36 protein-coding genes and 3 tRNA genes are annotated in these 23,042 nt (G+C 58.4%); 8 read left to right on the forward strand and 31 right to left on the reverse strand.

Annotation, left to right across the window (positions count from 1 at the left end):
* Positions 1 to 191 precede the first annotated feature (191 nt).
* Both msrP and msrQ read left to right on the forward strand, forming a co-directional pair.
* A complete protein-coding gene (gene msrP, locus QTL94_RS05340) occupies positions 192 to 1,139 on the forward strand; it encodes a protein-methionine-sulfoxide reductase catalytic subunit MsrP (RefSeq protein WP_289800834.1) in 948 nt (315 codons plus the stop codon).
* The gene (msrQ, locus tag QTL94_RS05345) at positions 1,139 to 1,795 is read left to right on the forward strand and encodes a protein-methionine-sulfoxide reductase heme-binding subunit MsrQ (protein WP_289800835.1); all 657 of its coding nucleotides are present in this window, start codon (positions 1,139 to 1,141) and stop codon (positions 1,793 to 1,795) included. The genes msrP and msrQ overlap by 1 nt, the downstream gene beginning before the upstream one ends.
* A 33-nt stretch (positions 1,796 to 1,828) precedes the next feature.
* On the opposite strand, the gene QTL94_RS05350 is transcribed toward msrQ, so the two are convergent.
* From QTL94_RS05350 to tuf, 29 genes are all read right to left on the reverse strand, one after another.
* Entirely contained in the window at positions 1,829 to 2,218 is a 390-nt protein-coding gene (locus QTL94_RS05350) for a VOC family protein (RefSeq protein WP_065690150.1), read from the reverse strand.
* Positions 2,219 to 2,388: 170 nt separating this feature from the next.
* Positions 2,389 to 2,814 carry a 50S ribosomal protein L17 gene (rplQ, locus tag QTL94_RS05355; protein WP_056541199.1) on the reverse strand — a complete coding sequence of 142 codons (426 nt, stop codon included), beginning with the start codon at positions 2,812 to 2,814 and terminating at the stop codon, positions 2,389 to 2,391.
* A 45-nt stretch (positions 2,815 to 2,859) separates the two neighbouring features.
* Positions 2,860 to 3,870: a DNA-directed RNA polymerase subunit alpha gene (locus QTL94_RS05360; protein ID WP_007787729.1), complete on the reverse strand. Its 1,011-nt coding sequence runs from the start codon at positions 3,868 to 3,870 to the stop codon at positions 2,860 to 2,862.
* A gap of 100 nt (positions 3,871 to 3,970) precedes the next feature.
* Positions 3,971 to 4,360: a 30S ribosomal protein S11 gene (rpsK, locus tag QTL94_RS05365; protein ID WP_003547577.1), complete on the reverse strand. Its 390-nt coding sequence runs from the start codon at positions 4,358 to 4,360 to the stop codon at positions 3,971 to 3,973.
* A gap of 134 nt (positions 4,361 to 4,494) precedes the next feature.
* Positions 4,495 to 4,863, reverse strand: a complete 369-nt coding sequence (gene rpsM, locus QTL94_RS05370) for a 30S ribosomal protein S13 (protein WP_018900258.1) — start codon at positions 4,861 to 4,863, stop codon at positions 4,495 to 4,497.
* 224 nt (positions 4,864 to 5,087) lie between these two features.
* Positions 5,088 to 5,738, reverse strand: coding sequence for an adenylate kinase (locus tag QTL94_RS05375; RefSeq protein ID WP_065690149.1), 651 nt, complete (start codon positions 5,736 to 5,738; stop codon positions 5,088 to 5,090).
* Positions 5,735 to 7,075, reverse strand: coding sequence for a preprotein translocase subunit SecY (secY, locus tag QTL94_RS05380; RefSeq protein WP_065690148.1), 1,341 nt, complete (start codon positions 7,073 to 7,075; stop codon positions 5,735 to 5,737). Before secY ends, QTL94_RS05375 begins: the two co-directional genes overlap by 4 nt.
* Positions 7,076 to 7,308: 233 nt before the next feature.
* Entirely contained in the window at positions 7,309 to 7,782 is a 474-nt protein-coding gene (rplO, locus tag QTL94_RS05385; RefSeq protein WP_016553563.1) for a 50S ribosomal protein L15, read from the reverse strand.
* 16 nt (positions 7,783 to 7,798) lie between these two features.
* On the reverse strand, positions 7,799 to 8,008 hold the full coding sequence (rpmD, locus tag QTL94_RS05390) for a 50S ribosomal protein L30 (protein ID WP_016553562.1): 210 nt from the start codon (positions 8,006 to 8,008) through the stop codon (positions 7,799 to 7,801).
* 13 nt (positions 8,009 to 8,021) lie between these two features.
* Positions 8,022 to 8,591 (reverse strand): 30S ribosomal protein S5, encoded by a 570-nt coding sequence (gene rpsE, locus QTL94_RS05395; protein ID WP_016553561.1) that lies wholly within the window; start codon positions 8,589 to 8,591, stop codon positions 8,022 to 8,024.
* A 132-nt stretch (positions 8,592 to 8,723) separates the two neighbouring features.
* Positions 8,724 to 9,086: a 50S ribosomal protein L18 gene (gene rplR, locus QTL94_RS05400; protein ID WP_065690147.1), complete on the reverse strand. Its 363-nt coding sequence runs from the start codon at positions 9,084 to 9,086 to the stop codon at positions 8,724 to 8,726.
* A 12-nt stretch (positions 9,087 to 9,098) separates the two neighbouring features.
* On the reverse strand, positions 9,099 to 9,632 hold the full coding sequence (rplF, locus tag QTL94_RS05405) for a 50S ribosomal protein L6 (RefSeq protein ID WP_018900263.1): 534 nt from the start codon (positions 9,630 to 9,632) through the stop codon (positions 9,099 to 9,101).
* A gap of 42 nt (positions 9,633 to 9,674) precedes the next feature.
* The gene (rpsH, locus tag QTL94_RS05410) at positions 9,675 to 10,073 is read right to left on the reverse strand and encodes a 30S ribosomal protein S8 (RefSeq protein WP_037063300.1); all 399 of its coding nucleotides are present in this window, start codon (positions 10,071 to 10,073) and stop codon (positions 9,675 to 9,677) included.
* A gap of 12 nt (positions 10,074 to 10,085) precedes the next feature.
* Positions 10,086 to 10,391: a 30S ribosomal protein S14 gene (gene rpsN / locus QTL94_RS05415; protein ID WP_016553558.1), complete on the reverse strand. Its 306-nt coding sequence runs from the start codon at positions 10,389 to 10,391 to the stop codon at positions 10,086 to 10,088.
* 32 nt (positions 10,392 to 10,423) lie between these two features.
* The gene (rplE, locus tag QTL94_RS05420; RefSeq protein WP_016553557.1) at positions 10,424 to 10,981 is read right to left on the reverse strand and encodes a 50S ribosomal protein L5; all 558 of its coding nucleotides are present in this window, start codon (positions 10,979 to 10,981) and stop codon (positions 10,424 to 10,426) included.
* Positions 10,981 to 11,283 carry a 50S ribosomal protein L24 gene (gene rplX, locus QTL94_RS05425; RefSeq protein WP_289800836.1) on the reverse strand — a complete coding sequence of 101 codons (303 nt, stop codon included), beginning with the start codon at positions 11,281 to 11,283 and terminating at the stop codon, positions 10,981 to 10,983. The genes rplE and rplX overlap by 1 nt, the downstream gene beginning before the upstream one ends.
* Before the next feature lie 12 nt (positions 11,284 to 11,295).
* Positions 11,296 to 11,664, reverse strand: coding sequence for a 50S ribosomal protein L14 (gene rplN / locus QTL94_RS05430; RefSeq protein WP_018900268.1), 369 nt, complete (start codon positions 11,662 to 11,664; stop codon positions 11,296 to 11,298).
* Positions 11,665 to 11,923: 259 nt separating this feature from the next.
* Positions 11,924 to 12,163 carry a 30S ribosomal protein S17 gene (rpsQ, locus tag QTL94_RS05435; RefSeq protein WP_037177362.1) on the reverse strand — a complete coding sequence of 80 codons (240 nt, stop codon included), beginning with the start codon at positions 12,161 to 12,163 and terminating at the stop codon, positions 11,924 to 11,926.
* Between the two features lie 4 nt (positions 12,164 to 12,167).
* Positions 12,168 to 12,368: a 50S ribosomal protein L29 gene (gene rpmC, locus QTL94_RS05440; RefSeq protein WP_016553554.1), complete on the reverse strand. Its 201-nt coding sequence runs from the start codon at positions 12,366 to 12,368 to the stop codon at positions 12,168 to 12,170.
* Between the two features lie 12 nt (positions 12,369 to 12,380).
* Entirely contained in the window at positions 12,381 to 12,794 is a 414-nt protein-coding gene (rplP, locus tag QTL94_RS05445) for a 50S ribosomal protein L16 (RefSeq protein ID WP_003573792.1), read from the reverse strand.
* A gap of 36 nt (positions 12,795 to 12,830) precedes the next feature.
* Positions 12,831 to 13,550 (reverse strand): 30S ribosomal protein S3, encoded by a 720-nt coding sequence (rpsC, locus tag QTL94_RS05450; RefSeq protein ID WP_018857109.1) that lies wholly within the window; start codon positions 13,548 to 13,550, stop codon positions 12,831 to 12,833.
* The gene (rplV, locus tag QTL94_RS05455; protein WP_065690145.1) at positions 13,550 to 13,939 is read right to left on the reverse strand and encodes a 50S ribosomal protein L22; all 390 of its coding nucleotides are present in this window, start codon (positions 13,937 to 13,939) and stop codon (positions 13,550 to 13,552) included. The genes rpsC and rplV overlap by 1 nt, the downstream gene beginning before the upstream one ends.
* A 2-nt stretch (positions 13,940 to 13,941) precedes the next feature.
* Positions 13,942 to 14,220 carry a 30S ribosomal protein S19 gene (gene rpsS, locus QTL94_RS05460; RefSeq protein WP_007531666.1) on the reverse strand — a complete coding sequence of 93 codons (279 nt, stop codon included), beginning with the start codon at positions 14,218 to 14,220 and terminating at the stop codon, positions 13,942 to 13,944.
* A 15-nt stretch (positions 14,221 to 14,235) separates the two neighbouring features.
* Complete coding sequence (gene rplB / locus QTL94_RS05465; RefSeq protein ID WP_065690144.1) at positions 14,236 to 15,072, reverse strand: 50S ribosomal protein L2; 837 nt, start codon at positions 15,070 to 15,072, stop codon at positions 14,236 to 14,238.
* 11 nt (positions 15,073 to 15,083) lie between these two features.
* Complete coding sequence (locus QTL94_RS05470) at positions 15,084 to 15,377, reverse strand: 50S ribosomal protein L23 (protein ID WP_056820386.1); 294 nt, start codon at positions 15,375 to 15,377, stop codon at positions 15,084 to 15,086.
* Entirely contained in the window at positions 15,374 to 15,994 is a 621-nt protein-coding gene (rplD, locus tag QTL94_RS05475) for a 50S ribosomal protein L4 (protein WP_065690143.1), read from the reverse strand. Before rplD ends, QTL94_RS05470 begins: the two co-directional genes overlap by 4 nt.
* A gap of 13 nt (positions 15,995 to 16,007) precedes the next feature.
* A complete protein-coding gene (gene rplC, locus QTL94_RS05480) occupies positions 16,008 to 16,649 on the reverse strand; it encodes a 50S ribosomal protein L3 (protein WP_113522528.1) in 642 nt (213 codons plus the stop codon).
* A 34-nt stretch (positions 16,650 to 16,683) separates the two neighbouring features.
* Positions 16,684 to 16,992, reverse strand: a complete 309-nt coding sequence (gene rpsJ, locus QTL94_RS05485) for a 30S ribosomal protein S10 (RefSeq protein WP_003547547.1) — start codon at positions 16,990 to 16,992, stop codon at positions 16,684 to 16,686.
* A gap of 312 nt (positions 16,993 to 17,304) precedes the next feature.
* Positions 17,305 to 18,480 (reverse strand): elongation factor Tu, encoded by a 1,176-nt coding sequence (gene tuf, locus QTL94_RS05490; protein WP_289722745.1) that lies wholly within the window; start codon positions 18,478 to 18,480, stop codon positions 17,305 to 17,307.
* A gap of 262 nt (positions 18,481 to 18,742) precedes the next feature.
* Between tuf and QTL94_RS05495 the strand changes: the two genes are divergently transcribed.
* Positions 18,743 to 19,252, forward strand: a complete 510-nt coding sequence (locus QTL94_RS05495) for a hypothetical protein (RefSeq protein WP_289800837.1) — start codon at positions 18,743 to 18,745, stop codon at positions 19,250 to 19,252.
* Between the two features lie 70 nt (positions 19,253 to 19,322).
* On the opposite strand, the gene QTL94_RS05500 is transcribed toward QTL94_RS05495, so the two are convergent.
* Both QTL94_RS05500 and QTL94_RS05505 read right to left on the reverse strand, forming a co-directional pair.
* A tRNA-Gly gene (locus tag QTL94_RS05500) sits at positions 19,323 to 19,396 on the reverse strand.
* A gap of 24 nt (positions 19,397 to 19,420) precedes the next feature.
* A tRNA-Tyr gene (locus tag QTL94_RS05505) sits at positions 19,421 to 19,505 on the reverse strand.
* 205 nt (positions 19,506 to 19,710) lie between these two features.
* On the opposite strand from QTL94_RS05505, the gene rlmB reads away from it, so the two are divergent.
* The 5 genes from rlmB (at position 19,711) to QTL94_RS05530 (ending at position 21,955) form a co-directional block, all read left to right on the forward strand.
* The gene (rlmB, locus tag QTL94_RS05510) at positions 19,711 to 20,601 is read left to right on the forward strand and encodes a 23S rRNA (guanosine(2251)-2'-O)-methyltransferase RlmB (protein WP_065690126.1); all 891 of its coding nucleotides are present in this window, start codon (positions 19,711 to 19,713) and stop codon (positions 20,599 to 20,601) included.
* Positions 20,602 to 20,636: 35 nt separating this feature from the next.
* Complete coding sequence (locus QTL94_RS05515; RefSeq protein WP_289800838.1) at positions 20,637 to 21,335, forward strand: AprI/Inh family metalloprotease inhibitor; 699 nt, start codon at positions 20,637 to 20,639, stop codon at positions 21,333 to 21,335.
* Positions 21,336 to 21,398: 63 nt separating this feature from the next.
* Positions 21,399 to 21,560, forward strand: coding sequence for a hypothetical protein (locus QTL94_RS05520; RefSeq protein ID WP_198928666.1), 162 nt, complete (start codon positions 21,399 to 21,401; stop codon positions 21,558 to 21,560).
* 71 nt (positions 21,561 to 21,631) lie between these two features.
* Complete coding sequence (locus QTL94_RS05525; protein WP_289800839.1) at positions 21,632 to 21,769, forward strand: hypothetical protein; 138 nt, start codon at positions 21,632 to 21,634, stop codon at positions 21,767 to 21,769.
* 110 nt (positions 21,770 to 21,879) lie between these two features.
* Positions 21,880 to 21,955: transfer RNA gene (locus QTL94_RS05530), tRNA-Thr, on the forward strand.
* Positions 21,956 to 23,042: the final 1,087 nt, after the last annotated feature.

Raw genomic sequence — 23,042 nt, forward strand, 5'->3', positions numbered from 1 at the left:
GGCCGAAACCGGTACGCTGAGCTGATCGAGCGTCTACGTGGTCAGCGAGCGTTTTGTTACAGTTTATCGCCTCACATGAGTACACAAAAAATTGGCTTCCCGCGCAAGCACCTGACGGCATAAATGATCCGAACAGAGCGCTGATGCGTTGAAGGTTTGAGACCCGGTTATCGGGCTCAGGAGGTTTTGACATGCCAATGTACCGTCCGCCCAAGATCGCCGCCTCGGAGATCACGCCACAACAGATCTATCTGAAGCGTCGCGCGTTCCTCGGTGCTGCGGCGCTGGGCACCATGGCGCTCTATGGCGCCAGCAAGGCGAGCGCTGCCGCACTTTCGGTCGTTGACAGCAAGTACACCGTCGATGAGAAGGCGACGCCACTCAAGGATGTGACGACCTATAACAATTTCTACGAGTTCGGCCTCGACAAGGGTGATCCGGCCGCACTTTCCGGTGACTTCAAGCCCTTGCCCTGGACGATCAAGGTCGATGGGATGGTTGGCAAGCCCGGCACCTTCGACATCGACGCCTTGATGAAGGAATTTCCGATCGAGAGCCGCACCTATCGCATGCGCTGCGTCGAGGCTTGGTCGATGGTCATCCCTTGGGACGGCTTTCCGCTCGCCTCGCTGCTTAACAAGGTCGAGCCGCTCGGAAGCGCAAAATATGTCGCCTTCGAGACGGTCGTCCGCCCGGACGAGATGCCGGGGCAAAAGGGCATCTTCCAGTCGCTTGATTGGCCATACGTCGAAGGTCTGCGGCTCGATGAGGCACGCCATCCCCTGACGCTGCTTGCCGTGGGGCTTTACGGCCAGACACTGCCGAACCAGAACGGCGCGCCGATCCGACTGGTGGTTCCCTGGAAGTATGGCTTCAAGGGCATCAAGTCGATCGTGCGGATCACGCTCACCGACCAGGAACCGAAGAACACCTGGCAGGTCACCAACTCGCAGGAATACGGCTTCTACGCCAACGTAAATCCCGAGGTCGATCATCCACGCTGGAGCCAGGCGACGGAACGGCGTATCGGCGAAAGCGGCTTCTTCGGCGCCAGCCGTCATCCGACCCTGCCGTTCAACGGCTATGCCGACGAGGTGGCTAGCCTCTACAGCGGCATGGATCTCAGGAAGAACTTCTGATGGCGGCCTTTTCGTTCAGTCTGCCGAAGCGCTGGCAATCGGCTTCCGTCTGGGCGCTTTATGTCGTCGGTCTGCTGCCTGCCGTCTGGACCTTCTACCTCGGCGCAACGGATCAGCTGGGCGCGGACCCGGTGAAGACATTCGAGCTTTTCCTCGGCCTCTGGACGATCCGCTTTCTTATCCTGACGCTGGCCGTATCCCCTACCCGCGATCTCTTCGGCTGGAACTATCTCCGCTATCGCCGCGCGCTCGGTCTCTTGGCCTTCTACTACGCCCTGATGCACTTCACGGTCTACATGGTCCTTGACCAGGCCCTCGACCTTTCGGCGGTGCTTGATGACGTCTTGAAACGGCCCTTCATCATGTTTGGCATGGGGGCGCTGGCGCTGCTGGTGCCGCTTGCCGTGACATCGAACAATCTCTCGATCCGCCGCCTCGGCCAGAATTGGGTGCGGCTGCATCGCCTCGTGTACATCATTGCCGCTGCCGGCGCCGTGCACTTCGCGCTGTCGACAAAGCTCCTCGATCTGCAGCAGTACATTTATCTCAGCCTGATCATCCTGCTGATCCTCTATCGCTCATGGAGACCGATCGCGCGGAGCAGGAAGCGTTCATCGGGGCGAGACCGTCGACCGGCTACGGCGAACGCGGCTTAACCCGCATGGGGCCTCATGAAGCAGACCCGCGCCTCAAGTTGACGCATCCGTATCCGGCTGATTGATCATGGCTTCGATATTGTGGCCATCGGGATCAAGAACGAAACAAGCAAAGTAGTCGGGCCCATAGTGCGGGCGTGGGCCGGGAGCCCCATGGTCCCTGGCGCCGGCCTCGAGTGCGGCGTGATAGAAAGCCTCAACCTCGGACCTCTTGCTAGCACGAAAGGCGATATGCACCGGCGTCAAAGGCGGCTGGCTATCGGCTTGTTGGATTTCGAACAGGCAACCATTGCCTATATCGAATGCCCAGAAAACGTCCTCTTTTCCGAAGGAAAGCGCGTATCCCAGCGGCGAAAATGCCGTCTCGTAGAAGATCTTGCTCTTCGCGAGGTCACCTACCGCGATAGTTATGTGGTCTATCAAGTGCACGCTCCCAAAGACGCAACGGAGCCACGACGCCACGCTGGATCTGAAATGCACTCAACAGGCAAGCCGAGAGAGCAAGTGGACGATCGCGGTCGTCATGATCCCCACAAACGAAAACAGCCGGGCTTTTCAGCCCGGCTGTTCTGCTTCCGGCGAACCGGAAAGGATTAAGCGGCTTCAGCAGCAGCTGCTTCGGCTTCAACGCGAGCCTTGTCGGCTGCGCCCTTGGCGTTTACGTCGCGATCGACGAATTCGACAACAGCGAGGGCAGCGTTGTCGCCCTGGCGGTAGCCAGCCTTCATGATACGCAGGTAGCCGCCGTTGCGGGTTGCGTAGCGCGAAGCGATTGCGTCGAAGAGCTTCGAAACAACAGCGGCGTCGCGGATCTGCGAGATCGCCTGACGACGAGCGTGCAGGTCGCCGCGCTTGCCGAGGGTTACGAGCTTTTCAACGATCGGACGGATTTCCTTTGCCTTCGGCAGGGTGGTCACGATCTGCTCATGGGTGATGAGCGAAGCCGCCATGTTGGCAAACATTGCCTTGCGGTGGCTAGCGGTTCTATTCAGCTTGCGGCCGGCTTTACCGTGGCGCATGGCTATTCTCCTTCACTTGCAGGCATTCGCCTGCCGTTTGAACTGTTAGTACTGGTCTTCGTAACGCTTGGCGAGATCTTCGATGTTTTCAGGCGGCCATGCCGGCACTTCCATGCCGAGGTGCAGACCCATGGAAGCGAGAACTTCCTTGATTTCGTTCAGCGACTTGCGACCAAAATTCGGTGTGCGGAGCATTTCTGCTTCGGTCTTCTGAATGAGGTCGCCGATGTAGACGATGTTGTCGTTCTTCAGGCAGTTTGCCGAGCGAACAGACAGTTCGAGTTCGTCCACCTTCTTGAGGAGAGCCGGGTTGAAAGCGAGTTCGGTGACTGCTTCTTCTTCGGTTTCCTTCTGCGGCTCGTCGAAGTTGACGAACACGCCAAGCTGATCCTGGAGGATGCGAGCCGCGAAAGCGACAGCATCTTCGCCGGAGATCGAACCATCGGTTTCGATCGTCATGTTCAGCTTGTCGTAGTCGAGAACCTGTCCTTCGCGGGTATTTTCAACCTTGTAGGACACCTTCTTGACCGGCGAATAAAGGCTGTCGACCGGGATGAGACCGATCGGAGCATCTTCCGCACGATTGCGGTCGGCCGGAACGTAGCCCTTGCCGTTGTTGACGGTGAATTCCATACGGATTTCGGCGCCCTCGTCGAGCGTGCAGATCACATGCTCGGGGTTGAGGATTTCGATATCGCCGACCGTCTGGATGTCGCCAGCCGTTACAACGCCCGGGCCCTGCTTACGCACGACCATGCGCTTTGCGTCATCGCCATCCATCTTGATGGCGATTTCCTTGATGTTGAGGACGATGTCCGTAACGTCTTCGCGGACGCCCGGGATCGACGAGAATTCATGCAGCACGCCATCGATCTGCACGGCCGTCACTGCGGCACCGCGCAGCGAGGACAGCAGAACGCGGCGAAGCGCGTTGCCGAGGGTGAGGCCGAAACCGCGCTCCAGCGGCTCTGCTACGAGCGTCGCCTTGGTGCGCGAGCTCGAAGAGAACTCGACCTTGTTCGGCTTGATCAATTCCTGCCAGTTTTTCTGAATCATATTTTTGCCTTCCGTTCGTTGCCACCATCCAATCGTGACAACCGAGCTTGAGAAGCACCGGGAGCGAAGATCCGCTCACCGGTGTTGTGAATGGCGATGATCAGACGCGGCGCTTCTTGCGCGGGCGGCAACCATTGTGCGGGATCGGCGTCACGTCGCGGATGGACGTGATCATGAAGCCAGCAGCCTGGAGCGCGCGCAGAGCGGATTCACGACCCGAACCCGGACCGCAAACTTCAACTTCCAGCGACTTCATGCCATGTTCCTGAGCCTTCTTGGCGCAGTCTTCAGCAGCGATCTGAGCAGCGAACGGGGTCGACTTGCGCGAGCCCTTGAAGCCCTTGGCGCCAGCAGACGACCAGGCAATGGCGTTGCCCTGTGCGTCGGTGATCGTGATCATCGTGTTGTTGAAGGTCGAGTTGACGTGAGCAACGCCCGACGAAATGTTTTTACGTTCGCGACGGCGAACGCGTACGGCTTCCTTGGCCATTTGTATCCCTTTCTTGGATCTCTGCACCGCCGTAATGCCAGCGGCTACACCGGAACGAGACCTTGCGGCCCTGCCCCAAACTCAAAAGAGGCCGGCGCAGACCGCCAGCCCCCACACTCCCGGTTTCCCGGAAATTACTTCTTCTTACCAGCGATCGCCTTTGCCGGACCCTTGCGGGTACGAGCATTGGTGTGCGTGCGCTGACCGCGGACCGGAAGGCCACGGCGATGACGCAGGCCGCGGTAGCAGCCGAGGTCCATCAGACGCTTGATGTTCATCGAGGTCTCGCGACGCAGGTCACCTTCGACCTGGTAATCGCGGTCGATGGTTTCGCGGATCTGCAGGACTTCAGCGTCGGTGAGCTGATTCACGCGACGATCAGCAGGAATACCGACTTTCTCGATGATTTCCTGTGCGAATTTCGGACCGATCCCGTGAATGTACGTCAGCGCGATTACAACGCGCTTTGCAGTCGGGATGTTGACGCCAGCGATACGTGCCACGCCTATTCTCCTTGCGTTCCAGTTGCCATCCGGCAAGTGGTGTCTCGTTACACGACCCAGAGAGGTCGCAATTACAATTCAGGTTCTCAACAAGTCAAAACGATCGAACCCGGAATTCCCTTGGGAAGTCCGCGCCGATCGCATGAGATATCGCGAGTTGGCGCGGTGTTTAGCGGAATCAGCGCTTAAAAGCAACCGCTTCCGCCAAGTTTATTTCCAAAGCCCTAAAGCTTCGAAAGAATGGCTTCGATCTCGTTCGTCACGTGATCGATGTCTGCCATGCCGTCAACCGACTTCAACTTGCCCTTGGCATAGTAGTAGCCGATCAGCGGCGATGTTTCCTTGTAGTAGGCGCCGAGACGGGTGACGACCGTTTCGCGGTTGTCATCGGGGCGACGCTTGAAGTGGGTCGAACCGCAACGGTCACAGACCCCTTCCACCTTCGGCTTCACGTTGGTGTCGTGGTACCCTGCTCCGCAGTTGGCGCAGGTGTAGCGGCCGGAAACGCGGTCCGCCAGAATCTTGTCGTCGACCTGGATCTCGATGACCGTCGAAAGCTCGATGCCCTTGCCTTTCAGCATTGCCTCGGTCGCGTCGGCCTGAACCAATGTCCTCGGAAAGCCGTCAAGGATGAAGCCCTTGGCGCAATCCGGAGCGTCGAGGCGCTCGGAGACGATGGCATTGACGATCTCGTCGGAAACAAGCTTGCCGGCGTCCATGACAGCCTTTGCCCGCTTGCCGACCTCCGTGCCCGCCGCAACGGCAGCACGAAGCATATCGCCCGTGGAGAGCTGCGGAATACCGTATTTCTCCACGATCCGCTGAGCCTGGGTCCCCTTACCCGCGCCCGGCGGCCCTAACAGTATGAGTCTCATCGCCCCCTCTTTCCTCCGCGCAACTTCGATTTCTTGATCAGGCCTTCATACTGCTGGGCGATCAGGTGACCCTGGATCTGTGCCACCGTATCGAGAGTTACGCTAACCACGATCAAAAGCGAAGTGCCACCGAGGGACAACGGAATGCCCGTTTGCGACACCAGAATTTCCGGCAGAATGCAGACGAAGACGAGGTAGATCGCGCCGATGACCGTAATGCGGGTCAACACGTAATCGATGTACTCTGCGGTGCGCTCGCCCGGGCGAATGCCGGGGATGAAGCCGCCATGCTTCTTCAGATTGTCGGCCGTGTCCTTCGGATTGAAGACGATGGCCGTGTAGAAGAAGGCAAAGAAGGCGATCAGCAGACCGTAAAGGAGCATGTAGAGCGGCTGGCCGTGGCCGAGGGCAGCGACAATAGACGTCGCCCAGGCCGGCAGAGCCGTGGTGTTCGCGAAGCCTGCGACCGTTGCGGGCAGCAAAAGCAGCGAAGACGAGAAGATTGCCGGGATAACGCCCGAGGTGTTGAGCTTCAGCGGCAGGTGCGACGTGTCGCCCTGGAACATGCGATTGCCGACCTGACGCTTCGGATACTGGATCAGAAGCCGGCGCTGGGCACGCTCGACGAAGACGATGATGGCAATGACGGCGATGGCGATCACAATAACCGCGAGAATCAGCGTCGTCGACAGAGCGCCGGTGCGGCCGAGTTCGAGGGTACCAGCCAGCGCCTGCGGAAGGCCCGCTGCGATACCTGCGAAGATGATAAGCGAGATGCCGTTGCCGATGCCGCGCGAAGTGATCTGTTCACCAAGCCACATCAGGAACATCGTGCCGCCGAGCAGCGTGATGACGGTCGAGACGCGGAAGAAGATACCGGGATCGACGACCAGACCATTGCCGCTCTCAAGGCCGACCGAGATGCCGTAGGCCTGAAGCGCACCGAGCAGCACCGTGCCGTAGCGGGTGTACTGGTTGATGATCTTGCGGCCCTGCTCGCCTTCCTTCTTCAGGTTCTCGAGCGCCGGGACGACCGAGGTCATCAGCTGCACGATGATCGAAGCGGAAATGTAGGGCATGATTCCGAGTGCGAAGATCGCCATGCGCTGGACAGCGCCGCCGGAAAACATGTTGAAGAGACCGAGAATGCCGCCGGACTGGCCGCGGAAGGCCTGGGCGTATGCTTCGGGGTTAAGACCCGGAAGCGGAATATGCGTCCCAAGCCGGTACACGAGGAGAGCTGCCAGTGTGAACCACAGGCGCTTCTTGAGATCCTCGGCTTTGGCGAAGGTCGAGAAATTGAGGTTGGAAGCCAACTGTTCCGCTGCAGACGCCATGCGATTCTCCGCGCTACCAATTTCGGGTTCCCGCTTGGGGCCAATCCCGGAATCGGCATTTCTGAATTATTCAAAAGCGGGCTTCGGACGGATTGCGGGCGCAACCTATGCCTCACCCTGTTTTTAGTCGTACCGTCGATGACGCACGTGCGTCCAGCCGGTTTTTGTGAGGCTCACATATGGGAGCAAAATCGCCCGGTGTGAAGCACCCCGGGCGACTTATCATAGATTAATTATTCTGCAGCTGCGGCAGAAAGAAGCGTGACGGAACCGCCAGCCTTTTCGATCTTTTCGACAGCAGGCTTGGAAGCACCAGCTACTTCGAACTTGACCTTTGCCTTCAGCTCGCCGTCGGCGAGAACGCGAACGCCGTCCTTGACGCGACGGATAACGCCGGCAGCCTTGAGAGCTGCTGCATCAACCGTGGACTTGGCGTCGAGTTTGCCAGCGTCGATCGCAGCCTGAACACGCTCCAGGGACACGACAACGAAGTCGGCCTTGAAGATGTTGTTGAAGCCGCGCTTCGGCAGGCGACGGTAGATTGGCATCTGACCGCCTTCGAAGCCGTTGATGGCTACGCCCGAACGGGACTTCTGACCCTTGACACCGCGACCACCGGTCTTGCCGGAGCCCGAACCAATACCGCGGCCGAGGCGCTTGCGGCTGTGGGTCGAACCTTCGTTGTCTTTAATTTCATTGAGTTTCATAGCGAATACTCCCGGCTTACTTCTCGTCGACGATGCGAACGAGATGCTGGACAGCACGGATCATGCCACGAACGGAAGGGGTATCTTCCAGCGTGCGACGACGGTGCATCTTGTTCAGTCCGAGACCGATCAGCGTGCGCTGCTGTACGTCTGGACGGCGAATCGGGCTGCCGATCTGCTCGACGGTAACCGTCTTTGCTTCGGTCTTCTTTGTAGCCTTGGCCATGGATCAGCTCCTCTTATTCTTCAGAAGCGTTACCAGAAGCGGCACGGCGAGCCTGAAGCGTTGCATACTTGATGCCGCGCTGAGCTGCGATGTCCTTCGGGTGAACCTGGTGCTTCAGAGCGTCGAAGGTAGCGCGAACCATGTTGTATGGGTTCGACGAACCGGTCGACTTTGCAACGACGTCGTGAACGCCGAGCGTTTCGAAAACGGCGCGCATCGGGCCACCGGCGATGATACCGGTACCGACCTTGGCCGAGCGAAGGAGAACCTTGCCGGCGCCATGGCGGCCGTGAACGTCGTGATGCAGCGTACGGCCGTCACGCAGCGGTACGAAGATCAGTTCGCGCTTGGCAGCTTCAGTCGCCTTGCGGATTGCTTCAGGCACTTCGCGTGCCTTGCCGTGACCAAAGCCAACGCGGCCCTTCTGGTCGCCTACGACGACGAGAGCAGCGAAGCCGAAGCGACGGCCACCCTTAACAACCTTAGCAACGCGGTTAATCGCGACCAGCTTGTCGACGAATTCGCTATCGCGTTCTTCGCGGTTCTGGCGATCGTCGCGAGAACCTCTTCTTTCCTGTGCCATTGTCCTTTTCCTTTTTCTTTTGCGGGTGGAACGGCAGACAAAACGAGGACCGCATCAGCCTCCCCTATCGAGGAGCGTTTGCGGCCCGGTGAAGATCCGGCCGGAAGCTTTGGGCTCCGGCCGGAAATCTAATTAGAAGGACAGACCGCCTTCGCGAGCTGCATCAGCCAGGGCCTTGATGCGGCCGTGGTAGATGAAGGCGCCACGGTCGAATACGACTTCCTTGACGCCAGCCTTCGATGCGCGTTCAGCAACGAGCTTGCCTACGAGGGCAGCTGCAGCTGTGTCAGCACCGGTCTTCAGAGAACCGCGCAGGTCCTTATCGAGGGTCGAGGCAGACGCAAGCGTCTTGCCAGCAACATCGTCGATAACCTGAACGTAGATGTTCTTCGAGGAGCGATGAACCGACAGGCGCGGACGGCCATTGGCCACCGACTTGAGATGACGGCGCACGCGGTTGGCACGACGTGCAAGTGCTTCTTTCCTGCTAGCCATTTCGCGTGTTCCTTACTTCTTCTTGCCTTCTTTGCGAACGATACGTTCGCCGGCATACTTGACGCCCTTGCCCTTGTAAGGCTCAGGACCGCGGTATTCGCGGATTTCAGCGGCAACCTGGCCGACCTGCTGCTTATTGATGCCAGTGACAACAATTTCAGTCGGCTTCGGCACAGCAATCGTGATGCCAACCGGCGGCTCATAAACCACGTCGTGGCTGAAACCGAGAGCGAGCTGCAGGTTCTTGCCCTGAAGCGACGCGCGGTAACCAACGCCGTTGATTTCGAGCTTGCGCTCGTAGCCATCCTTAACACCCGTGAAGATGTTTTCGATCATCGTGCGGGACATGCCCCACTTCGAACGAGCATCCTTCGACTGCGTGAGCGGTGTCACGACAACCGCATTGTTTTCGAGCTTAACGCCGACTTCGTCGTTTGCGACGAAGAACAGCTCGCCCTTCGGGCCCTTTGCAGTAACCTTCTGGCCTTCGACCGTAGCCGTAATCCCAGCAGGAATCTGAACGGGCTTCTTACCGATACGAGACATTTTTATATCCTGTCTGTTCGCTATGGAGATCGATGCTCGGTATTAGAATACCGAGCAAAGAACCTCACCACCAACGTTCTGTTCGCGAGCCTGGTGATCGGCCATCACACCCTTCGGAGTCGAAAGGATGGTGATGCCGAGGCCGTTCGCGACCTGCGGAATGGACTTGACCGAGACATAAACCCGGCGGCCCGGCTTGGACACACGGCCGATCTCACGGATCACCGATGCGCCTTCGTAGTACTTCAGCTCGATGCTGATTTCAGACTTGCCATTGCCGAAATCGACAAGGGAGTAGCCACGGATGTAGCCTTCAGCCTGAAGAACATCGAGAACACGTGCACGGAGCTTCGAAGCAGGCGTCGAGACCGACGACTTGCGGCGGGAAGCGCCGTTACGGATGCGAGTGAGCATATCGCCCAACGGATCAGTCATTGTCATCTAACCTGCTCCTTACCAGCTCGACTTGACGATGCCCGGCACCTTGCCGAGATTGCCGAGTTCACGCAGCGCGATACGCGACATGCGCAGTTTGCGGTAGTATGCGCGCGGACGGCCCGATACTTCACAACGGTTGCGAATACGGGTCTTCGATCCATCGCGCGGCAGGGATGCCAGCTTGATCGAGGCCTTGAACCGGTCTTCGATCGGAAGAGCCTGGTTCATGATGATCGCCTTCAAAGCTGCGCGCTTGGCAGCCTGGTTTGCGACCGTGGTACGGCGGCGCTTGTTCTTTTCAACTGCGCTTGTCTTCGCCATGTGCGGTTCCTTTTCTACGCTCGTCGTTACGGTTACTGACGGAACGGGAAGTTGAACTCTGTCAGCAGAGCCCGTGCTTCGTCGTCCTTCGTTGCCGTCGTGCAAACGATGATGTCCATGCCCCACATCTGATCAACCTTGTCGTAGTTGATCTCAGGGAACACAATGTGCTCCTTGATGCCCATGGCGAAGTTGCCACGGCCGTCAAAGCTCTTCGGGTTCAGGCCGCGGAAGTCGCGAACACGCGGAAGAGCGATGTTCACGAGACGGTCCAGGAACTCGTACATGCGAGCGCCGCGCAGGGTAACCTTTGCGCCGATCGGCATCTGCTCGCGGACCTTGAAGCCAGCGATGGAGTTGCGTGCACGGGTGATGACCGGCTTCTGACCAGCGATAGCGGCCAGGTCAGCTGCAGCAACAGTCGGCTTCTTCGAATCAGCCGTTGCTTCGCCAACACCCATGTTGATTACGATCTTGTCGAGCTTCGGAATCATCATTTCGTTGGCGTAGGAGAACTTCTCCTGCATCGCCGCACGAATGCGCTCGACATATTCCTTCTTGAGCCGCGGCTCGTACTTTGCGTCAGCCATCAGATCACCTCACCGGAACGCTTGGCCACACGGACCTTCTTGCCGTCAACAACCTGGAAACCAACGCGGGTCGGCTTGCCGTCCTTGTCGACGATTGCAACGTTGGACAAGTGAACCGAGGCTTCCTTGCTGATGATGCCTGCTTCCTGGGTCTGCGTCTGGCGCTGGTGGCGCTTCACGACGTTGACGCCACGAACGACGGCGCGATCTTCCTTAGGCAGAACCTGGAGGACTTCGCCAGTGCGGCCCTTGTCCTTGCCTGCGAGCATGACGACCGTGTCGCCCTTACGAATCTTTTGCATCGTTCGCGCTCCTTACAGTACTTCTGGAGCGAGCGAGATGATCTTCATGTGGTTCTTGGCGCGAAGTTCGCGCGGAACCGGTCCGAAGATACGGGTGCCGATCGGCTCTTTCTTGTTGTCGATGAGGACTGCTGCATTGGTGTCGAAGCGGATGATGGAACCATCAACGCGACGGATTTCCTTGGCGGTGCGAACAACGACCGCCTTCATCACGTCACCCTTCTTCACGCGGCCGCGCGGAATAGCTTCCTTGATCGAAACGACGATAACGTCGCCGATCGAAGCATACTTGCGCTTAGAGCCGCCCAGCACCTTGATGCACATGACACGACGTGCGCCGGAATTATCCGCCACGTCGAGGTTTGTTTGCATCTGAATCATATCAGGTCGCCTTTTTGGTTTACCGGAATGGTTGGGCTTACGCCCCCTACCCCGGCATATGAAAATCTTCAGCCGACCGCTTGCCACAAGAGCAGGCGAAATACGGCATTAGCTTGAATAGCGCGGGATCGATCGTGCCAGGGTGGTTTCCCAACGGGACCTTCCGTGCGCTCAAAGCAAAAGAACGCTCGACGAACGAGCGTTCTGACGCTGCTTCATACAGAAATTTCCGCGAGACGCAAGGCCCCGCGAGAAATTCTTACTTTGCCTGGGCGGCTACGACCGTCCAGCGCTTGTCCTTGGAGATCGGCGCGCATTCCTCGATGGATACGGTATCGCCGATCTTGTACTGATTGTTTTCGTCGTGGGCCTTGTACTTCTTGGAACGACGAACGGTCTTCTGCATCAGCGGATGAGCGAAACGACGCTCAACGCGGACAACTACAGTCTTTTCGTTCTTGTCGCCAACGACGACGCCCTGCAGGATGCGCTTCGGCATATTCTTAGGCCTTTGCTTCTGCCGCCTTCTGGCGGGCAATGGTTTTCACGCGGGCGATGTCCTTGCGAACTTCGTTGACGCGAGAGGACTTTTCGAGCTGACCGGTGGCCTTCTGGAAGCGCAGGTTGAACTGCTCCTTCTTCAGGTCGGCAAGCTTGTCCTTGAGCTGATCGGCCGTCAGGCCGCGAACTTCTTCGGCTTTCATGTGCCTTGCTCCTTACTCTGCAATGCGCTGTACGAAGCGCGTCTTGACCGAGAGCTTGGCAGAGCCGAGGCGAAGCGCTTCGCGAGCGATTTCTTCGCTGACACCGTCGATTTCGAACATCATACGGCCTGGCTTGACCTTGCATGCCCAATATTCAACAGAGCCCTTACCCTTACCCATACGGACTTCGGTCGGCTTTGCGGTTACCGGAACATCCGGGAACACGCGGATCCATACACGGCCAGCACGCTTCATGTAGCGCGTGATCGCGCGGCGGGCCGCTTCGATCTCGCGTGCATTTACGCGGTTTGGCTCCTGAGCCTTAAGGCCGAATTCGCCGAATGCGAGGTCGGAACCTCCCTTGGCGACGCCCTTGATGCGGCCCTTAAATTGCTTGCGGTACTTGGTACGCTTTGGCTGCAACATTTTCTTATTCTCCGAACTTATCTGCCACCAACGCTATCAAGCGTTGTCGCGGCGACGATCGCGGTCACGGCTAGCCGGACCCTGAGCATCACCCTCGAGTGCGCGGCGCTCGGAGGCCATCGGATCGTGCTCAAGGATTTCGCCCTTGAAGATCCAAACCTTGATGCCGCAAATACCAAAAGCGGTTTCCGCTTCGGCTGTGCCATAGTCAATGTCAGCGCGCAGCGTGTGCAGCGGAACGCGACCTTCGCGGTACCATTCCGTACGAGCGATTTCAGCACCACCGAGACGGCCTGCGCAGGTGATCTTGATGCCTTCGGCGCCAAGACGCATTGCAGACTGAACGGCGCGCTTCATGGCGCGACGGAAAGCAACACGACGCTCGAGCTGCTGCGCGATCGACTGTGCGACGAGCGTAGCGTCGACTTCCGGCTTACGAACTTCAACGATGTTGAGGTGCGTTTCGGAGTTCGTCATGTCCGACAGCTTCTTGCGGAGCTTGTCGATGTCTGCGCCCTTCTTGCCGATGATCAGGCCAGGACGAGCCGAGTGGATCGTGACGCGGCACTTCTTGTGCGGACGCTCGATAACCACCTTGGCGATACCGGCCTGCTTCAGTTCGCTCATGACGAACTTGCGCATCTTCAGGTCTTCGTGCAGCAGCTGACCGTATTCGGCATTGTCCGCGAACCAGCGGCTATCCCAGGTACGGTTGATGCCAAGACGGAAACCGATTGGATTGATTTTCTGACCCATTATGCGGCCTCCTCTTGTGCCTGCACTTCGCGGACAACGATCGTGAGGTGCGCGAACGGCTTCTCGATGCGAGATGCGCGGCCACGGCCACGAGCGTGGAAACGCTTCATGACGATCGACTTGCCGACGTAGGCTTCCGCTACGACCAGCGCGTCAACGTCGAGATCGTGGTTGTTCTCGGCGTTTGCGATCGCAGATTCGAGCGTCTTCTTGACGGCGCCTGCGATACGCTTGCGGGAGAATTCCAGCTCAGCGAGTGCACGTTCGACCTTCTTGCCGCGGATAGCCGCAGCAACGAGGTTGAGCTTCTGTGGGCTGACGCGGAGCGTACGGGCGACTGCTTGCGCCTCGTTGTCCTTCAGCCGGCGTTCGGCTTTTGCCTTGCCCATGATTACTTCCTCTTTGCCTTCTTGTCCGCACCGTGACCGTAGTAGGTCCGGGTCGGAGAGAATTCACCGAATTTATGACCGACCATGTCTTCATTGACGCTGACCGGAACATGCTTGCTGCCGTTGTAGACGCCGAAGGTGAGACCGACGAACTGCGGCAGGATCGTGGAACGACGGCTCCAGATCTTGATTACTTCTGCACGTCCGCCTTCACGAACCTTCTCAGCCTTCTTGAGAAGATAGCCGTCAACGAACGGACCTTTCCATACTGAACGAGCCATTGGAGACTTCCTCTCTTACTTCTTACGCTGGTGACGCGAGCGCATGATCATCTTGTCGGTCGACTTGTTCGACCGAGTGCGCTTGCCCTTGGTCGGCTTGCCCCACGGGGTAACCGGGTGACGACCACCAGAGGTGCGGCCTTCACCACCACCGTGCGGGTGGTCGACAGGGTTCATGACGACACCGCGGTTATGCGGACGCTTGCCGCGCCAAACCGTACGACCGGCCTTGCCGTCGTTGATGTTGGCGTGATCAGGGTTCGAAACCGCACCGATCGAAGCAAGGCAGGAGCCGTGCACGAGACGCTGTTCGCCGGAGTTCAGGCGAAGGATCGCCATACCCTGGTCGCGGCCAACGAGCTGTGCGTAGGAACCAGCAGAGCGAGCGATCTGGCCACCCTTGCCCGGCTTCATTTCCACGTTGTGGATGATGGAGCCGACCGGGATGAACTGCAGCGGCATGGTGTTGCCAGGCTTTACGTCGACAGCCTTCTCAGAAGCGATGACCTTGTCGCCGGCAGCAAGACGCTGCGGAGCGATGATGTAGGCCTGTTCGCCGTCTGCGTAAGCGACGAGCGCGATGAAGGCGGTGCGGTTCGGGTCGTATTCGATACGCTGAACGGTGCCTTCAACGTCGAACTTGCGACGCTTGAAGTCGATCAGACGATACGTACGCTTGTGACCGCCGCCGATGAAGCGAGCCGTGATGCGACCGAGGTTGTTACGACCGCCGCTCTTGGTCAGACCTTCCGTCAGCGCCTTGACCGGCTTGCCCTTGTAGAGCGAGGAGCGGTCGACGATGACCAGCTGACGCTGGCTCGGGGTCGTCGGATTGAATGTTTTCAATGCCATCTTTTTATACCTCAGAGACCGGTGGAGACGTCGATCGTCTGGCCTTCAGCCAACGTCACGACAGCCTTCTTCACGTCCTTCTGCTTGCCGACAAAACCTTTAAAACGCTTGGTCTTGCCCTTGCGGAGCAGAGTGTTGACGGCCGTGACCTTGACGCCGAAGAGCGCCTCGACTGCAGCCTTGATTTCCGGCTTCGACGCCGTCTTGGCGACGTTGAAAACAACCTGGTTGTTCTCGGATACCAGAGTGGACTTTTCGGTGATCGCCGGCGAGACGATCACATCATAGTGGCGAAGATCGGTCACTTGAAACGCTCCTCTAGAGCTTCAACGGCAGCCTTGGAAAGCACGAGCTTGCCACGGCGCACGATGTCATAAACGTTGATGCCCTGGATCGGCAGAACATCGATGTTCGGGATGTTCTGTGCTGCGAGCTTGAAGTTGCCATCAAGTTCAGCGCCACCGATGAAGAGGGCGTTGGTCAGGCCGAGCGTTTCGAAAACCGATGCCAGTGCCTTGGTCTTTGCTTCTGCAGCAACCAGGTTGTCGATGATGATGACATCATCAGACTTCAGCTTGGCCGAGAGAGCGTGACGCAGGCCGAGAGCGCGAACCTTCTTCGGAAGGTCGTGTTCGTGGCTGCGAGCGACCGGGCCGTGAGCCTTACCACCGCCGCGGAACTGCGGAGCACGAGCCGAATGGTGACGAGCGCGGCCCGTACCCTTCTGCTTGTACATCTTGGCACCGGTACGCCATACGTCGGCGCGGCCCTTTGCCTGGTGAGTGCCCTGCTGCTTCTTGGCAAGCTGCCAGCGGATAACGCGGGCGAGGATGTCTTCGCGGGGCTCGAGACCGAAAATCGCGTCAGAAAGAGAAACCTTCCCTGCGTCTTTTCCCTCGAGGGTCTTGACGTTGAATTCCATTGGTCTGGCTCCCTTACTTCGCGGCCGACTTGACGGCGTCGCGCACGATGATCCAGGCACCCTTGGAACCGGGTACTGCACCCTTGATCAGGATCAGACCGCGATCTTCATCGGTCGAAACCACTTCAAGGTTCTGAGTCGTTACGCGCGTCTGGCCCATGTGACCAGCCATCTTCTTGTTCTTGAAAACCTTGCCCGGATCCTGACGCGAGCCAGTCGAACCGTGCGAACGGTGCGAAACCGACACACCGTGCGTGGCGCGAAGACCGCCGAAACCGTGACGCTTCATGGCGCCCGCAAAGCCCTTACCAATCGTCGTGCCGGTGACATCGACGAGCTGTCCAGCGGCGAAGTGGCCAGCCTTCAGCTCAGTGCCGACGTCGAGCAGGTTGTCTTCCGTGACGCGGAATTCAGCAAGCTTCGCCTTCGGCTCGACGTTGGCGATGGCGAAGTTGCCGCGCATTGCCTTGGACGTGTTCTTGACCTTCGCCGTGCCAGCACCAAGCTGAACTGCGGCGTAGCCGTTCTTTTCTACTGTGCGCTGGGCTACAACCTGGCAACCTTCCATACGCAGTACTGTTACCGGAACATGTTCGCCGGCGTCGTTATAGACGCGGGTCATGCCGACCTTCTGTGCAATCACACCTGAACGCATCGGTTCAATCCTTCCAACTCAGCTCGAGCCAGGCTCAGAGCTTGATCTCAACATCGACACCAGCGGCGAGATCGAGCTTCATCAGCGCGTCTACCGTCTGCGGTGTCGGGTCAACGATGTCGAGGAGGCGCTTATGCGTGCGCATCTCGAACTGCTCGCGGCTCTTCTTGTCGATGTGTGGGGACCGGTTGACCGTAAACTTCTCGATGCGAGTCGGAAGCGGAACGGGGCCCCGGACGCTTGCGCCGGTGCGCTTCGCCGTCGACACGATCTCGCGCGTCGAAGCGTCGAGAATGCGGTGATCGAACGCCTTCAGGCGAATGCGGATATTTTGGCCGTTCATTCGACGTTATCCTTGTGTTTGTTATCCCGTGCGCCTTTTGGGTAGGCACGGGCTGTTCTTATTCCTAAGGCGGACCACCGGTTTCAAAGATCGATGGAGGCTGCGGGTTACCGAGCCCCTATCCAGTCTTCAGGCCTTTCGACCCACCTTATTGTTAGCTTAGTCACCCGCTTCGACGAACGAAGCAGGGCGCAAATAGCGCTCGCGCGCCATGTGCAACATTTTCATGTAATAAGCAAGCGGCTAAAGGCCACTTGCTTCATAATATTGTCATCGAAGCGGCCACTCCGTTAAGAGTGGCCGTTGCGAAGATTACTCGACGATCGAAGCGACGATGCCGGCGCCGACGGTACGGCCGCCTTCGCGGATAGCGAAGCGCAGCTTTTCTTCCATCGCGATCGGAACGATCAGCTCGACAGCAACGGTGACGTTGTCGCCAGGCATAACCATTTCCGTGCCTTCCGGCAGTGAGACGATACCGGTCACGTCAGTCGTACGGAAGTAGAACTGCGGACGGTAGTTGGTGAAGAACGGCGTATGACGACCGCCTTCTTCCTTCGTCAAGATGTAGGCTTCGGCCATGAACTTCTTGTGCGGCTTGACAGAACCCGGCTTGCACAGGATCTGACCACGCTCAACGCCGTCACGGTTAACACCGCGAACCAGAGCGCCGATGTTGTCGCCAGCCTGGCCCTGATCGAGCAGCTTGCGGAACATTTCAACGCCGGTAACCGTCGTCTTCGAGGTTGCGCGGATGCCGACGATTTCGACTTCTTCGCCAACCTTGACGATACCACGCTCGACGCGGCCGGTCACAACCGTACCACGACCCGAGATCGAGAACACGTCTTCGATCGGCATCAGGAAGGGCTGGTCGATCGGACGCTCAGGCGTCGGGATGTAGGCGTCAACAGCGGCCATCAGCTCGCGGATCGCGTCTTCGCCGATCTTCTTGTCGCTGTCTTCCAGAGCGGCCAGAGCCGAGCCCTTGATGACCGGGATGTCGTCGCCCGGGAAGTCGTAGGACGACAGAAGTTCGCGAACTTCCAGCTCGACGAGCTCGAGAAGCTCGGCGTCGTCAACCTGGTCGACCTTGTTGAGGAACACGACGATCGCCGGAACGCCAACCTGACGAGCCAGCAGGATGTGCTCGCGGGTCTGCGGCATCGGGCCGTCAGCGGCCGAGCAAACCAGGATCGCGCCGTCCATCTGTGCGGCACCGGTGATCATGTTCTTGACGTAGTCGGCGTGGCCGGGGCAGTCAACGTGCGCGTAGTGGCGGTTCGGCGTCTCATACTCAACGTGTGCCGTCGAGATGGTGATGCCGCGTGCCTTTTCTTCCGGAGCAGCGTCGATCTGGTCGTACGCCTTGAACTCGCCGAAGAACTTCGTGATCGCTGCCGTCAGAGACGTCTTGCCGTGGTCAACGTGGCCGATCGTGCCGATGTTAACGTGCGGCTTGTTGCGCTCAAACTTACTCTTTGCCATTTGAATGCTTCCTGTGAACGAAATGGATGACCCCGGCGAACCGGTTTAGTGCCGCCGTTTAAGGCTTTCGGCGGCATTGCGCAAGACTTAATTGCGGACGTTATTCCTTGCTGCGGTCGCATATGGGAAGGAACCATTCAAACGGCAACCTTCACCCGGAAAGGTGACGCAAAGAGTTTATTCGTGGGGAGGCACAACCGACTGATCTTATGATACGACTTCCCCTATCTCGCTCGTGGGAGCGCCTGTTGGGGAGAATGCAATGGAACAGACGGCAATCGTAAAACGGTCGGCCAGCAACTTTCTGATCTTCGCCGCCTGTGCCTTTATACTATGGATATTCGCCGCTGCGATCGATTGGGTCGCTCAACTCGTGCGCCTCTCGTCGCCGGAGCGACTTCCCGCGCTTGCGGCCTCCATCGTCAGTTCGTCCACTCTCCAGGCAATCGTCGCCATCTGGCTCTTGACAGCAGCCGTGGCGATCGCCTTCCCAAAAATATTGACGCCACTATCGACCACGACCACGTTGATGTTCGACGTCGGATACGGGATTCTGGGGGCGCTGACCGGGTTCGGGATCGCGATCGGTCTATTTGGGGGCGGCTGGTCGATCCTGCTGCGCGCCCTCATCTATAGCGCGATCATTGCCATCGGCTTCTTTGCCGTCCGGAAATGGCTCTCGAAGGAGGAACTGAAGACTTACGGCCACAATCGTTGGACGGTTGCTGGAATCATCGCCCTCGTCTCGCCGTTCGTTCTTTTATGGGGCTGAAACCGGGCACTCTAAGCACACCGCTAGCGCGCGGCATGACTGCCGGATCGTAAATTGCTTGGAGAAGTTTTGGAGCGGGTAGCGGGAATCGAACCCGCGTATTCAGCTTGGAAGGCTGCTGCTCTACCATTGAGCTATACCCGCGGGGTGGTCCGATCCAATGACGAATGGTGGAGAGAGTTGGATTTGAACCAACGTAGGCTGAGCCAACGGATTTACAGTCCGTCCCCTTTAACCACTCGGGCATCTCTCCAGTTTTTCGTCCGGATCGTTAGACCAAGTCTGCTAGACCTTCGAAGCGTTGCCGCCCCTCGGTCTGCGCCGCGTATATGACGGGCCGAGTTGCCTATGTCAACACGATGACGATGGAAAATATGTGAAAAATGTCATCGGCGGTGGAAAGGCCCTGCGCACAAAGAAATCCTATGCGGAAAGAAACGCCACCGCTATAAAGCGGCATGAGCAAAGACAACAAAACAGGCGGTCCGTCCGCCGACGAAAAATCCGCCAAGGATACGCACTACGCGAATCTGCGTCGTGCGCATCGCGACAACAAGCGCGAACGCGGCGAAATTCCAACTCCCGGCTTTCAGAAGCGCAAGCGCGGTGGCGACGACTGGAAGCCGCCGGCACTGGCGCCCGACCAGGTCTATCTTTATGGCCTGCACACCGTACGCGCGGCGCTCGAGAACAAGGAGCGCAAGAAGATCAAGCTGTCGGTGACGCAGAACGCGCTCGCGCGCCTGGAGATCGACGCCGACAGCCTCGGCATTCCTGTCGAGATGGTTTCGCCGCAGGATATCGACAAGGTGCTCGGCCCCGAGGCGATCCACCAGGGCGTGATGCTCGAGACGCGGCCGTTGCCTGTTCGCCGCCTGGAGGCACTGAAGAGCAGCCCGCTGCTGCTCGTGCTCGATCAGGTGACGGATCCACACAATGTCGGCGCCATCATGCGCTCGGCCGTTGCCTTCAATGCCGGCGCGGTCATCACCACTCAACGCCACAGTCCGACCGAATCCGGCGTACTCGCCAAATCGGCGTCCGGCGCGCTGGAAATGATTCCCTATATCCAGATCACCAACCTCGCTGACGCACTCGGCGAACTGCATAAGCTCGGCTTCTATACGATCGGCCTCGATTCGGAGGGACCGGCCCCGCTGGAGGGCACATTCTCCGGCGAGAAGATTGCGCTTGTTCTCGGCGCCGAGGGCAAGGGCCTGCGGCAGAAGACCCGCGAAACCGTGAGCGCGCTGGCACGACTCGACATGCCGGGCGAGATCAAATCATTGAACGTATCGAATGCCGCGGCGATCGCGCTCTATGCCGCGAGGCTGCACTTGAAGGGATAAAACGGCCCAGAAACGGGCCGCGACAAGGGGGTGTCATGATCCGTTTAGCGTTTCGACCGGCAGTGGCAATTGCTGCCGGTCTCCTCTGCTGCCATGCCGCACTTGCGGACGACGTCGACGCCGACACTGTCAGGGCACAAGCCGGCACCTATCTCATCGCGCCCGTCAGCGGAAAGCCCGGTTGCAGCGTCACGCTGGATACAGGCACCGCCATCGGCGGCTACTCCCTTTCCGGTCAGGACAGCTGCAGCAAACCGCTCCCCTTTCTTGCGCAAGCCTATTCCTGGAATTTCGACGACAATGGCGACCTGATCCTCATCGACGCGACGCGCAAGGTTCTCGCGCGCTTCGTTGAAAGCGAGGGTTCCCCACTAAAGACGGAAGGCGACGACCCGCTCCTCCTCACCGAAGCGCCGCAAGGTGTGGACCATCTGCCAACGGCCGCAAGCCTCGCGGGAAAATGGATGCTCGAACGCCCCAATGGGGAAAAGCTCTGCACACTCACCCTGCAGGATAGAATGGATGAGGATGGCAATGCGCCATTGTCTCCATCCGGTGACTGCGCACCGGCAATCGCCAAACTCAACATCGCCATCTTTCACCTAGAGGGTTTCGGCCTCGTGCTCATGAGCAAGGATGGCGCTTCGATTTCATTCGACATGCGCTCCGATGGCTCGTTCGAAAAGAGCCCCGATGAAGGCGGCAAGCCCTTGCTTATGGTCAAGGGGCAATAAAGGCTTCGCCTCGACCCGCCGACCAACGTTTCAAATCACCCGAGCAACGGGAGACCACTCGATATGGCAGTTCGCCCTCTTTTTATCGGCATACTCTTCGTTGGCATCCTTGTTGCCATCATTCTCAGCATGACCTGGATCGACAAGACACAACCCATCCATCAACGCGATCCGCTCGCGCCCTCCACGTTGCCCACTGAGCCAATCCCCGCACCTAGCCAGTAAAGGTCACCTTCACGTGCCGGAACCGGAAAGCCTCGATTGCGTTTCATTCTCCGTCAACAAGGAGAAGACGCTTGCGCATAATGATTGCCGTCATTGCCGCCATGGTTATTTCAGTGCTGAGCATCGTCATCATGTCACCATCAGGGGACGCCGGTGAGGCGAACGGCGATCACCTGCAAGCCAGCATACGTCAGACCTCGCAAAACTAGGCGTGCACCGCTCCGCTCGGACACACGGCTTATGGTTTCCCCCCAGCAAAATCAATGCCGGGCGGATTTCTTCTTTACAGGACGGCAGAATCTGGTACTTGGCACGCATTGCCCTTGTAGCTCAGTTGGTAGAGCACCTGATTTGTAATCAGGGGGTCGCGGGTTCGAACCCTGCCGGGGGCACCATAATTTCCCTAGTGAAATCAATTTATTGCCAAACACATTGAGCCTCTTTTGAGGATTTTCATGTTGCGTTGTGGTGCAAACTGTTTCCCTTGATTCCCAACGGTTTACCGATAGCATCGGGCAGTCCACGCGACAAGAAATCCAATGGCACGGAGACATTCGCGTCGGCGAGAGGCCGCCGAATTTGATTTTTCCCCGCCGCTTGCTGATGGTGCTTCGCCGGGGCCGGCTGACGAAACGCCCGATTGGCGCATCGTCGAGGTGCTTAGGTGGCTCCTCGTTCCATCCGGGTTCGGGTTGGGAATCTCATCCGGCAGATTCTCGGGCTCGAGCTCTTGGATTGGCGGCTGACGAACATCTGGCGGCAGACCCGGAAGCGGACCACGTTTCGGGCTGGGACCGGGTTCCGTTGAGATGATCGTCATGGCGACCTCCTTTGCGGACCAACCCGATAAACCTGGCTTTGTTCCGCCTAAAGCCCCGTCGGCTCCGAGAGGAGGCTAACTCGATGGTGCGAGGCTCTTTGGATCTCGGAGCGGATTGCTCGAAACGTTATGCCCTAGTGACGCGAGTGAATGATCAGTAACTACAGGTCCAGTTGTTGGTCGGCCGGAATCCAGCGTCGCAAGCAGGATTTCTGGAGGTCCGAGGGTTATATTGGAAGTCGGGCGGGTTGTGGTTGGGGTGCGTGGTACAGGCTGTAAGCGCGGCCAGCCCCAGCAACACTATACCGGCTAGGAGTGCCTGAATTCTGCTCATTACAGATTACCTCACGTAAGCGCCCGTTTTCATAGCACGATGCTGTTTGGCGCGGAATCCGAGCCTGCCGCATGTCGATCAGATACTACTCTCCTGGACGGCAGGCGCTACCGCTAACAGTGTAAAGGTTGCATACTTCGCTAAACAAGTAATCCATGCTTTGCTTCCTAGTCGAACGGACGCGGGGGTGGATGAATTGCGCTTTGTTCATGAAGCCCACCAAGCTGGGCGCGAAGGCTTCTCTAGTATTGTAGACGAGGCAGAACGATCAACGACGAGCAGGATCCAAATCTTGGACGGCTGGCAACCGCTCAGCATCCTGCTTGTT

The sequence above is a fragment of the Rhizobium sp. S96 genome (genome assembly GCF_030382195.1).
In the GTDB taxonomy this organism is placed as follows: domain Bacteria; phylum Pseudomonadota; class Alphaproteobacteria; order Rhizobiales; family Rhizobiaceae; genus Rhizobium.